Annotated in this window: 7 protein-coding genes; 5 read left to right on the plus strand and 2 right to left on the minus strand. The window is 61.0% G+C overall.

Annotation, left to right across the window (positions count from 1 at the left end):
* From NA645_RS02545 to NA645_RS02555, 3 genes are read left to right on the plus strand one after another with little or no spacing between them, the layout of a single operon-like run.
* Positions 1–7131: an Hpt domain-containing protein gene (locus NA645_RS02545; RefSeq protein ID WP_256047537.1), complete on the plus strand. Its 7131-nt coding sequence runs from the start codon at positions 1–3 to the stop codon at positions 7129–7131.
* A complete protein-coding gene (locus NA645_RS02550; protein WP_256047369.1) occupies positions 7124–8176 on the plus strand; it encodes a chemotaxis protein CheB in 1053 nt (350 codons plus the stop codon). The genes NA645_RS02545 and NA645_RS02550 overlap by 8 nt, the downstream gene beginning before the upstream one ends.
* Positions 8173–8643, plus strand: a complete 471-nt coding sequence (locus NA645_RS02555) for a chemotaxis protein CheW (RefSeq protein WP_131649533.1) — start codon at positions 8173–8175, stop codon at positions 8641–8643. Before NA645_RS02550 ends, NA645_RS02555 begins: the two co-directional genes overlap by 4 nt.
* A 73-nt stretch (positions 8644–8716) precedes the next feature.
* Here the strand turns inward: NA645_RS02555 and NA645_RS02560 are convergent, their stop codons facing one another.
* Positions 8717–9433, minus strand: a complete 717-nt coding sequence (locus NA645_RS02560; RefSeq protein ID WP_256047370.1) for a 16S rRNA (uracil(1498)-N(3))-methyltransferase — start codon at positions 9431–9433, stop codon at positions 8717–8719.
* A gap of 93 nt (positions 9434–9526) precedes the next feature.
* Positions 9527–10933, minus strand: a complete 1407-nt coding sequence (locus NA645_RS02565; protein WP_256047371.1) for an adenosylmethionine--8-amino-7-oxononanoate transaminase — start codon at positions 10931–10933, stop codon at positions 9527–9529.
* Between the two features lie 167 nt (positions 10934–11100).
* On the opposite strand from NA645_RS02565, the gene NA645_RS02570 reads away from it, so the two are divergent.
* On the plus strand, positions 11101–11655 hold the full coding sequence (locus NA645_RS02570) for a cytochrome b (RefSeq protein WP_256047372.1): 555 nt from the start codon (positions 11101–11103) through the stop codon (positions 11653–11655).
* A 22-nt stretch (positions 11656–11677) separates the two neighbouring features.
* Positions 11678–12253, plus strand: a complete 576-nt coding sequence (locus NA645_RS02575) for a YceI family protein (protein WP_256047373.1) — start codon at positions 11678–11680, stop codon at positions 12251–12253.
* The last annotated feature ends 58 nt before the right edge of the window (positions 12254–12311 follow it).

Here is a 12311-nt window from a genome sequence, read left to right on the forward strand (position 1 = left end):
ATGGGTGATCGGCACGATTATGTCGCCCTGGAGTGGGTGAAGGGCGAAATTGCCGAAACGCTGAAGCAGGCGCGGCAGGCCTTGGAAGCGTTTGTCGAAAACCCACAGGACTCGACACGGATGCGCTTCTGCCTGACCTATGTGCATCAGGTGCACGGCACCTTGCAAATGGTCGAGTTCTACGGTGCTGCGCTGCTTGCCGAAGAAATGGAGCAGCTTGCCAGTGCCTTGCTGGATGAGCGCGTCGCCAGCCAGACCGAAGCGCTAGAAGTGCTGATGCAGGCCATTCTGCAAATGCCGGTGTACCTCGACCGTATTCAGAGCGCCCGTCGTGATCTGCCGATGGTCGTGCTTCCGTTGCTCAACGACCTGCGTGCCGCGCGCGGCGAGAAGCTGTTGTCGGAGACCAGCCTGTTCTCGCCCAATATGACTGTCCGAGCACCGGCGCTTGCGGATGAATTTCTGGCCCAGCGGCAAACCGCTGATCTACCAGGACTGCTTCGTAAGCTGCGGCAGATGCTGCAAGTTGCATTGGTCGGGGTTATCCGTAACCAGGACCTGCCTACCAATCTGGGATATATGGCGCGGGTGTTCGCGCGCCTGGAAATGCTCTGTAAGGATGCTCCGCTGGGCGCGTTGTGGCGGGTCGCATCGGGTGTGGTCGAGGGGATGGCCAGTGGCGCGGTCGCCAACGGCACCACGGTCCGGAACCTGCTGCGCCAAGTCGACAAGGAACTCAAGCGGCTTGTCGCGCAAGGCGCCGATGGTATCAACCAGGCTGCACCTGACGAGCTGACCAAAAATCTACTTTTCTATATAGCCAAGGCGCCAACCCAGTCCCCACGCATACAGGCCTTGAAAGCCGAGTACAGCCTGGACGATGCGCTGCCCGACAGCACCGTCGTCGATGAAGAGCGTGCACAGCTGTCAGGACCGGATCGTGGCGCCATGCGTTCGGTTGTAGCGGCACTATGCGAAGAACTGGTGCGGGTAAAAGACAGCCTGGATCTGTTCGTGCGCAGCGATCGCATGGGCGTGACCGAGCTGGGCGCGCTGCAGCCGCCGCTCAAGCAGATTGCCGACACGCTTGCGGTGTTGGGGTTCGGTCAGCCACGCCGGATCATTCTCGATGAGATCGGGGTGATCGAAAGCTTGATGCAAGGGCAGCAGCAGCCTGACGATGCGGCGCTGATGGATGTCGCGGGGGCGTTGCTGTACGTCGAGGCGACGCTGTCTGGCATGGTCGGTGGCACTCCCGAGGAACGGCGAGAAGAGAGTCATCTGCCGACAACGGATGTCGCGCAAATCCACCAACTGGTCATCCGCGAAGCGCGCACGGGGCTCGAGCAGGCCAAGGATGCGATCATCGAATTCATCGCGTCCCAGTGGAATCACCAGCACCTGGCTCGCGTGCCGGAGCTGCTGACCCAGTCACGAGGCGGGCTTGCGATGGTCCCGCTTGCACGGGCCGCTGCTTTGCTGGACGCCTGCAATCGCTATATTCAGGAGCAATTGCTCGCGCCACAAGCGATCCCCGACTGGCAGAGTCTGGATACGCTCGCCGATGCCATCACCAGCGTTGAATATTACCTAGAGCGCCTTAGCGAGGATCGCGGTTCGCAAGGTGATCTCATTCTCGACGTGGCCGAAGAGAGCCTGCAGACGCTGGGCTATCCGTTGCGAGAGCAGTCAATGCCGGATACCAGCGACGATTTCGGTCGTGAAGCTGACCTCGATTTGTCCGATCCGCTGGATGAAATCGAAATACTGATGCCCGAAGCTGCGGTGGATGTGCTGGCAGATGAACCGTCGGGTCAGGGCGATGCCCTGATACAGGCGTCGACTGATGGGCAATTGTCAGACGTTACCTGGCCGGCCGTCGATTGGAGTGGCGAAGAAGGAGCAGCCTCTGCCGAGGCTCTAGCCGAGCCTGAATTCGCCGACCTGACGGGCGAGCCCTACGAGCTGGAGTCCGCGTCGGAAAACATTGCCGATAACATTCCGGTCGACGAGCAGGCCGAAGACTCGCTCGGCTATGGGGTGGAGTGGAGCGAAGCCGAAATGGCAGAGCTCGACATCCCAGAGGTGATCCTGCCTGAGCTGATGGAGCAGCCGACGACTGTCGAACCGGCGCTGAGCATGGAAGACGTCATGGCTGCGCCGGTCGTCTCGATCAATCCTCCGGCACAGAACGTTCCGCCAAGCTTGCTGCCACCGCCTGAGGGTGAAGAGCCGGTCGATGAAGACCTGCTCGAAGTCTTCATCGAGGAGGCGGCCGAAGTGCTCGAAACCATCGACGTGTACCTGCCACGCTGGTGCGCCGATACCGCCGACAAGGACGCGCTCGGTGAAGTGCGGCGAGCCTTCCATACTCTCAAAGGCAGTGGACGCATGGTGCGTGCACTTATCATCGGCGAGCTCGCCTGGTCAGTGGAAAATCTGCTCAATCGCGTTCTCGACCGAAGCATCGACGCCAGTGAGCCCGTGAAGAAACTTGTGGCCGACGTGGTCGCGCTGATGCCGGCGCTGGTCGAAGAATTTGCAGCGAAGGCACAGCGTCAGCGCGACGATGTCGATCGGTTAGCGGCCGACGCCCACGCGCTCGCTAAGGGTCAGCCGATCGACCCTGGCCCGCAGGGTGGCGTAGCGCTCGATGAGTCACCGGCTCCGGAATCTGCAGCTAAGGAAATGCTCGATCCGCAGTTGCTGGAGATCTTTCGTAACGAGGCTGAAGCCCATCTCGGTACGCTGGTCGACTTCCTCGCCGACTGTGCGCAACGCCTGCCTCAGCCGGTCACCGACGCCTTGCAGCGAGCGTTGCATACCCTCAAGGGTAGCGCGCACATGGCTGGGATCCTGCCGGTGGCGGAGATTGCCACTCCACTGGAAAAAATGGTCAAGGAATTCAAGGCCAACCTGATTCCAATGGATCTGGCCGAGGCGGAATTGCTGCACGCTGCGGAGCAGCTGTTGCGTCATGGACTGGAGAACCTCGAGCGCGACCCGCTGGCGCCCATCGATGGGGCCAGTGAGTTCATCATCCGGGTCCATGCGCAGCATCAGGCTCGGCTGGACGCTGCCAGCGAGCGTGGTGACACCGATCAGGGCGAGCCGCGGGATCCGGGCATGATCTCGCTCTTTCTCTCGGAAGGCATGAACATCCTGCTGGATGCCGAAGACCTGTTGCTGCGCTGGCGCGAGCATCCTGCCGAGCACCAAGAGTTGACTGCGCTACTCGAAGAGCTGACGACGCTCGGCCGTGGTGCGCAAATGGCCGACTTGCCGCAGATCGATGCGCTATGTCAGGTGCTGCTGAATCTGTATGCCGTGGTACAGGATGGTCGTCTCGCGATCAGCGGGCGCTTCTTCGATGACGTCGAGCAGGCCCACGAGGCGCTGGTTGGCATGATGGATCAGGTTGCCGCCGGTCTTCAGGTTACCGGTCAGCCTGAACTGGTCGCCCGTCTCGAAGAATTGCTCGCCGAGGCGATCGACCCGAGCGCATACGAAATCCCTGCAGACGATATGCAGGCGGAAGCCGCTGTCTCGGCCTCTGCTATCGAAGATGCCGGCGAGCATGATGCCGAAGCCGAAGCCGAAGCCTGGCCTCTCGACACATCCTTGGTTCAGGACGACCTGAATGAGGAAATGGTCGACATTTTCCTCGATGAGGCGGTCGACCTGCTCGAAAGTGCCGGTGGTGCGCTGGAGCGCTGGCTGGGTACCCCCACTAACCAATTGGCACTATCTGCTCTATTGCGAGATCTGCACACCCTCAAGGGTGGCGCGCGGATGGCTGAGATCCGTCCGATTGGCGATTTGGCCCATGAGCTTGAAACCCTCTATGAGGGGCTTTCGGATGGTCGCTACGTGTATGCGGACGATCTTGCCGCGCTGCTGCAACGCAGTCACGATCATCTGGCGGTGCAGTTAGAACAACTGCAAGCACGCAGGCCGATGGACGCCGCTGCGGAGCTAATCGAGCATATTCGAGCCTATCGGCAAGGCGTTACGCCGACGTTCGAAAGTGGTCTCACGCGCGAAGAACCGGCAGTCAAGGGTGATGATCAACTTTCGGAACTCCCCGCGGATGACTTCCTGCTTTCGGCCAGTGAGTCGGCGGATCGAACCGATGCGACGGCCGACATGGATGTCGGTCAGGTTGAAACTGAAGTTCCATCGGACGAGGCCTTCGCTCTCGAACCCGAAATTGAGAACGAGGACGCGTTGCAACGTTCGGCTAATGCGCCAGATCCCGAGCCGCTCGAGCCTGTCGAGGAACAGGTGCCGACAGAGATGGCGGAGCCCGCCAAGACAGCAGCAGAGGGCTGGGAAGAGCGTGACCCTGAGCTGGCGGAGATCTTCTTGGAGGAAGGTTTCGACATCATCGAACGTGCCGGAGCATCGCTACAGCGCTGGATGGAGGACGTCGACAATACGTATGAGGTCGAAGCGCTACAACGGGATCTGCACACCCTCAAAGGTGGCGCGCGAATGGCGGACATCCGTGAGATCGGTGATCTCGCGCATGAGCTAGAGTATTTATACGAGGGGCTGTGCGCCGGTAGTTACCGGGCAAGTCCGTCCCTGTTCACTTTGCTGCAGAGCTGCCACGACCGGTTGGCGGCGATGCTCGATGCGGTGCGCGCCTATCGCGAACTGCCGAGCGGGTTGGATCTGATCGAAACGATTCGGCGCTTCCGGGCGAACCCGGAAGAGCAATTGAGCATGCCCAGCAGTGTCGCCTTGACCTCGGCTCAGGACGCCGCCGAAGCCGAGATTCTGGATATCTTCGTCGAAGAAGCCGATGAGCTGCTGGAAGAGATGGAGTCCGCGCTGGGACGCTGGGAAGCCACGCGTGATGGCGTAGCGCCCTTGGCCGACATGATGCGCGTTCTACACACTCTGAAGGGGGGCGCGCGGCTGGCGGCTCAAGGTCGCCTGGGTGATATGGCGCACGACCTAGAGCACAGGCTAGGTGAGGCTCAGCTGCAGGGCGAGTCCTGGACGGACAGCTTGTTTCTTGATGTACAGGCCGGCTATGACGGCTTGCTCAAGGAAGTCGAATCGATGCGTTCGCGGTTGTCGAGCGAGCCTGAAGTCGTTTTCACTGAGCAAATGCCGGAAGGCGTTGAAGATCAGCCGCAGTCCTCGGTTATCGTGCTCGAAACACCGATCGTCGCCGCCAGCGTGCAGGCGCCGACAACCAATACACCAGCCAAGGTACTGCCGTTCGTCCGCAAGGCCGAACAGGCGGCGCTGGATGCCGCATCACGTCGTGCGCCGCAGGAACTGGTCAAAGTACCGGCCGAGCTTCTCGAAGGGCTGGTCAACCTGGCCGGCGAAACATCGATTTTCCGCGGTCGGGTCGAGCAGCAAGTCAGTGACGTCGGTTTCACGCTGAGCGAAATGGAAGCCACCATCGAGCGGGTTCGCGACCAGCTGCGGCGGTTGGATACCGAAACCCAGGCACAGATTCTCAGCCGCTATCAGGCCGAGGCAGAGCGCGCGGGCTACGACGATTTCGATCCGCTGGAAATGGACCGTCACTCGCAGCTCCAGCAGCTTTCCCGCGCCTTGTTCGAGTCGGCTTCCGACTTGCTGGACCTGAAAGAAACCCTCGCCGCGCGTAATCGCGACGCCGAAACCTTGCTGCTGCAGCAGGCACGGGTCAATACGGAACTCCAGGAAGGACTCATGCGCACGCGCATGGTGCCCTTCGACCGGCTGGTACCGCGCTTGCGGCGGATCGTTCGGCAGGTTGCCGGTGAACTGGGCAAGCAGGTTGAGTTCCACGTCGGCAACGCAACGGGCGAGATGGACCGCAGCGTTCTCGAGCGGATCGTCGCGCCGCTGGAGCACATGCTGCGCAACGCCGTGGATCACGGTATCGAAACCGCGGCCAGGCGTGTGGCCGCAGGCAAGCCCGAGCAGGGCAATATCCGCCTGGATCTGACGCGCGAAGGCGGCGACATCGTCCTTGCGCTGAGCGACGATGGTGCGGGTATCAATCTGGAAGCCGTGCGACGCAAGGCGTTGGAGCGGGGCCTGATGGTGCCCGGTAATGATCTGTCGGACCATGAGATCCTGCAGTTCATCCTCGAGGCAGGGTTCTCCACTGCCGAACAGGTAACGCAGATATCCGGCCGCGGTGTCGGCATGGACGTAGTGCACTCGGAAGTCAAACAGCTCGGCGGCTCCATGAGCATCGAGTCGACGCTCGGCAGTGGCACGCGCTTTCTGATCCGCCTGCCATTCACCGTATCGGTCAACCGGGCGCTGATGGTGTATTCCGGCGAAGACCTTTATGCGATTCCGCTGAATACGATCGAGGGCATCGTGCGCGTGTCGCCATACGAGCTGGAAGCCTACTACCAGCCGGGCGCCTCGCGCTTCGAGTATGCAGGTCAGACATACGAGCTGCGCTATCTCGGCGAGCTGCTGAATAACGGACAGCGACCCAAGCTGGTCGGTCAGAGCCTGCCTCTCCCGGTGATTCTGGTGCGCTCGAACGAGCACAGCGTGGCGGTACAGGTCGATAGCCTCGCCGGCTCCCGCGAGATCGTGGTAAAGAGTCTCGGCCCGCAATTCGCCACGGTACCGGGCATCTCCGGCGCGACCATTCTGGGTGATGGTCGCGTGGTGGTGATTCTCGACTTGCTCGCGACCATCCGTGTGTTGCATGCGCATCTGCTCACGCAGCAACAACCGCTTCGGTTGCTGGGCAATGACGAGCCGGTCGAGACCGAAGTTGATCGACCGACGCTGGTCATGGTCGTCGACGACTCGGTTACCGTGCGCAAGGTCACCAGCCGCTTGCTCGAGCGCAACGGCATGAACGTCATGACGGCCAAGGATGGTGTCGATGCAATCACTCAGCTGCAGGAACGTAAGCCGGACATCATGCTGCTGGACATCGAAATGCCGCGGATGGACGGTTTCGAAGTGGCGACCCTGGTTCGTCACGATGAGCAGCTGAAGGATCTGCCGATCATCATGATCACCTCGCGAACCGGTGAAAAGCACAGGGATCGAGCAATGGGCATCGGTGTAAACGAGTATCTGGGCAAGCCGTATCAGGAGTCCCTGCTACTCGAGGCCATCCAGCAGCTGGTCACGCGCCATGAGTGAGGTTACCGCGGCACGCATCGGCGTGATCGCCGACACCTCGTTGCAGCGCCATGTACTGCAGCAAGCTTTGAGCGCGAACGGTTATCAAGTGGTGTTGAACAGCGATCCGGCACGGCTGGAGGATGCGGATCTGGCTGCGGTGGAAGCCGATTTGTGGCTGGTCGATCTGGCGCAGACGGAAGATTCGCCTCTGGTCAACGCCCTGCTCGAGCGGGACAGTTGTCCAGTACTGTTCGGCGAAGGCCATGCGCCAGAGCGTCATTCCGAGCACTATCCCCGTTGGGAGCGGCGCTTGTTCGGCAAGCTGAAGCGGCTTGTCGGTGATCCGTCGAGGGTCGTCGGCCCTCGTCTTGAAGGGCTGCGCGGGGATGCGGAGCGCCCTGCTTGCCTGGAATTACCCGCGGCTTTGGCAAATGCCGTTTCGGTAGCGGGCCAGCCGGCCCAAGAGGTCTGGTTGTTGGCGGCTTCGTTAGGTGGGCCTGAGGCGGTAAAGGCCTTTCTCGATGCGCTACCGGCAGGCTTGCCTGTTGGTTTCGTCTACGCCCAGCACATCGAGGCCAGTTTCGAGTCGGCACTGTCGCAAGTAGTCGGACGGCACAGCCGATGGAGCGTCAACCAGAGCCGGCAGCGCGACTCGATTCGCTGCGGCGAAGTCGTGGTAGCCCCCATCGGTCAGGAAATGGGTTTCGACAGGGATGGCGCCATGCTGCTCAGTGGGCGTAGCTGGCCCGAGCCCTACAGCCCTTCCATCGATCAGATGATGCTCAATCTGGCGCAGCAGTTCGGCAGCCGTTGCGGCGTGATCGCCTTTAGCGGCATGGGCAGCGATGGAAACGCCGCGGCGGCCTATGTGCTACGTCAGGGTGGCCGTGTATGGACCCAGCGTGCAGATTCCTGCGTTTGCTCCAGCATGCCGGACAGCCTTCGCGAAGGCGGCTACAGCTCATTCAGCGGCGACCCGCGCGAACTGGCCCAAGCGCTGATCAATCATTTTTTGCAGCAGGCTCGCCGGCCCGTTGCGGCTTTGCAAATGGATAACTTATGAGTCAATCCGCTATCGCTCAGGATACGCCCGCCAGCATCACCGGTCTTTTGGTGCCACTGGCCGACCGGACGCTACTGTTGCCCAACGTCGCCGTTGCCGAGCTGATCCCCTATCGCGCACCGCAGCCAGCCCAGGACGCCCCGGCCTGGTTTCTCGGACAGGTGTCGTGGCGAGATCTGACTCTGCCGCTGCTATCGTTCGAGGCGGCGTCCGATGGCCAACCGGAAACGGGATCGCGGGCTCGGGTGGCGGTACTCAACGCCGTGGGCGGGCGCGATCATGTGAGATTCATTGCGTTGCTGGTGCAGGGCATCCCTCGCTCGGTCAAGGTTGACCCGAGCCTGGCGCGTTCGGACATCGTGCCGGCTCCGCTGGAGCTGGACGTGGTGAACCTCGGCGACGTACAGGCGAGGATTCCGGATCTGGTCGCGCTGGAGCAGAAGCTGGCTGATGCGGGGTTGGTCTGACGCTAAAAAAGCAGCGCAAGCTTCAAGCCGTGAGCTTCAAGTAGAAGGGTGCTGAACAGCTTGCAGCTGCAGCTTAAAAATCCCCCCACAACTGCTGCGCTACGCCCAGGGCGACGACCGGTGCGGTTTCGGTGCGCAGCACGCGCGGGCCGAGGCGGGCAGAATGGAACCCGGCGGCGCGCGCTTGCTGGACTTCCGTATCGCTCAGCCCACCTTCAGGGCCGATCAGAAATGCCAGAGAGTCTGGCTGTTCATGGCGTGCCAGTGGTTCGGCGACAGGATGCAGGACCAGCTTCAGCTCGGCCTCCACGGCGAGCCATTGTGCAAGTGGCGCGGGCGGATGGATCACTGGAATGACCGAGCGCCCACACTGCTCGCAAGCGCTAATGGCGATCTGGCGCCAGTGGGCCAGGCGCTTGTCGGCCCGCTCATCTTTCAGCCGCACTTCGCAGCGCTCGCTGACAATAGGCGTGATTTCCGCAACGCCCAGCTCAATGGCCTTCTGGATCGCCCAGTCCATTCGCTCGCCACGCGAAAGGCCTTGGCCAAGATGAATTCGCAGTCGCGATTCGGGCAAGCCGGCGAGTTGTTCATGCAGCTCCACCCGCACCTGCTTCTTGCCCACCTCGACCAGTTCGCCCTGATATTCCTGGCCGCTGCCGTCGAATAATTGCACGGCCGCGCCCGGTGAGAGGCGCAGCACTCGACCGATGTAATGGGCCTGGGCCTCGGGCAGTTCGTGCTGGCCGAGGGAGAGCGGGGTATCGACGAAGAATCGGGATAGGCGCATGAGAGCTGCGAGCGGCAAGTTGGAGCGGCAAGTTTAAAGCATCTACCGTCCTGCTAGCAGTGCTTGGCTTGCCACTCGGGCTTGTCGGCGCTGTCAGCCCGGATCGTGAAAGTTCGCAGGAGCGCCGGGCGCCACGGCCACACTGACCGAGGCCCGAGTGGCTATGTCGATGCCCTCGGTGGCGACTTCGGCGAGGAAGTCGATCTGCTCTTCGGTGATGGTGTAGGGCGGCAGGAAGTACACGACGCTACCGAGTGGACGCAGCAGGGCGCCGCGCTGCAGTGCATGCTGGTAGACCTTGAGGCCGCGCCGTTCCTGCCACGGGTAGGGCGTCTTGCTGGCTTTGTCGGCGACCATCTCGATAGCCACTGCCATGCCGGTCTGTCTGACTTCAGCAACCTGCGGGTGATCGGCCAGGTGCGCGGTGGCCGTTGCCATGTGCGCCGCCAGCGTTTTGTTCGCTTCGATCACCCGGTCCTGCTCGAATATATCCAGCGTCGCCAGCGCCGCAGCGCAAGCCAGTGGGTTCCCGGTGTAGGTATGTGAATGGAGGAAGGCGCGCAGCGTCGAGTAATCGTCGTAGAACGCCTGATATAACTTGTCGGTGGTCAGCACGGCGGCCATCGGCAGGTAGCCGCCGGTGAGCGCCTTGGACAGGCACAAGAAGTCGGGCGTGATGCCGGCCTGTTCGCAGGCGAACATGGTTCCGGTGCGCCCGAAGCCGACGGCGATCTCATCGTGGATAAGGTGCACATCGTAGCGATTGCAGGCTTCGCGTAGCAGCTGCAGATAGATCGGATGGTACATGCGCATGCCGCCCGCGCCCTGGATCAGCGGTTCGACGATCACCGCCGCGATTTCGCGGTGATGATCGGCCAGCGTCTGCTCCATGTGCGCGAACATGTTGCGCGAATGTTCTTCCCAGCTCATGCCGTCGGGACGCTGATAGCAGTCGGGGCTTGGTACCTTGAAGGTGTCTAGCAGCAGTGGTTTGTAAGTATCGGTGAACAGCGCGACGTCGCCCACGGACATCGCCGCGACGGTTTCACCATGGTAACTGTTGGTCAGGGTGACGAAGCGCTGCTTGTTCGGCTGACCACTGTTGCGCCAGTAGTGAAAGCTCATCTTGAGCGCAACCTCGATACCGGTCGAGCCGTTGTCGGTGTAGAAAACTCGATCGAGACCAGGCGGCGTGATCTGTACCAGGCGCTCGGACAGTTCGACCACCGGTTGATGGCTGAACCCGGCGAGCATCACGTGCTCCAACTGGTCGAGTTGATCCTTGATGCGCTGATTGATGCGCTGGTTGGCGTGGCCGAACACGTTGACCCACCAGGAGCTGACCGCGTCGAGGTAGCGCTTGCCGTCGAAATCTTCCAGCCAGACGCCATCGCCGCGGCGGATCGGAATCACGGGCAGCTGTTCGTGATCCTTCATCTGGGTGCAGGGGTGCCAGAGAACGGCAAGGTCGCGCTGCATCCAGCTGTCGTTCAGGCTCATCATCGTTCCTCGTACAGGTGAGACGGCGCAGCCTAGCAGAAGTAATGTCGGCTTTAGGGAAGCGGACGAAAACATCAACCCGTTCGATATTTTGCAACGAAAAAATACGCTCTACTTCGATCGGTTACTCGTTAGGCTTGTCTCACCTCAATCCGGGAGACCCGTCGATGCAATGGCGAAACTCATCCACCAACTATGGCCTCGTCAGCATCCTGCTGCATTGGCTGGTTGCGATTGCCATGGTTGGATTGTTCGCGTTGGGTTACTGGATGGTCGGGCTGACCTACTACAGCAGCTGGTACCGTACGGCTCCGGACATTCACAAAAGTGTCGGACTATTGCTGCTTGCTCTGATGGTGGTTCGGGTCATCTGGCGATTCGTCAGCGACGGCCCCGCTCCGTTGCAGAGCCATGGCCGTATGACACGTCTTGCGACGAAGGTAGGGCATGGCGTCCTCTATATCGGTTTGTTCGCCCTGATGATCTCCGGTTACCTGATTTCCACTGCCGATGGGCGACCAATCGGGGTGTTCGGTTGGTTCGAGGTGCCAGCGCTGATCACTTCGATTCCGAAACAGGAGGATATCGCCGGCCTGGTTCATGAATATCTGGCCTGGGGCCTGCTGATCTTTTCCGGTCTGCATGCCCTAGCGGCACTCAAGCACCACTTCATCGATCGTGATCCGACTCTGAAACGGATGTTCGGCCGCGCCGATGACTAATCTCACTCAAAGGAGAATTCCTATGCTCACGAAAACCTTTGCTGCACTTGCCCTGGGTTCGATGCTTTTCGCTGGACAGGCGATGGCCGCCGACTATGTGATCGATAAGGAAGGCCAGCATGCCTTCGTCAATTTCAAAATCAGCCACCTTGGCTACAGCTGGCTGTGGGGTACCTTCAAGGATTTCGAGGGCAGCTTCAGCTTCGATGCCGCGCAGCCGGAAGCCAGTAAGGTCGAGGTGACTCTGCAGACCGCCAGCGTCGACTCGAACCATGCCGAGCGCGACAAGCACCTGCGCAGCGAAGACTTCCTCAATGTCTCCGAGCACCCGACCGCGACCTTCGAGTCCACTTTGGTGAAGTCGACCGGCGAAGGCACCGCCGATATCACGGGCGACCTGACCCTTAATGGCGTGACCAAGCCGGTCGTGATCGCTGCCAAGTTCATTGGTGAAGGTAAGGATCCATGGGGCGGCTATCGCGCCGGCTTCGAAGGCACCACGACGTTAAAACTGAAAGATTTCGACATCAAGATGGACCTGGGGCCGGCATCGCAGACCGTGGATCTGATCATCTCGGTCGAAGGTGTTCGTCAGTAATAGAACACGTGTAAAACCACGCCGGCGCAAGCCGGCGTTTTGCTTTTCGGCCAGCGGG

The sequence above is a fragment of the Stutzerimonas stutzeri genome (assembly GCF_024448955.1).
In the GTDB taxonomy this organism is placed as follows: Bacteria; Pseudomonadota; Gammaproteobacteria; order Pseudomonadales; family Pseudomonadaceae; genus Stutzerimonas; species Stutzerimonas stutzeri_AQ.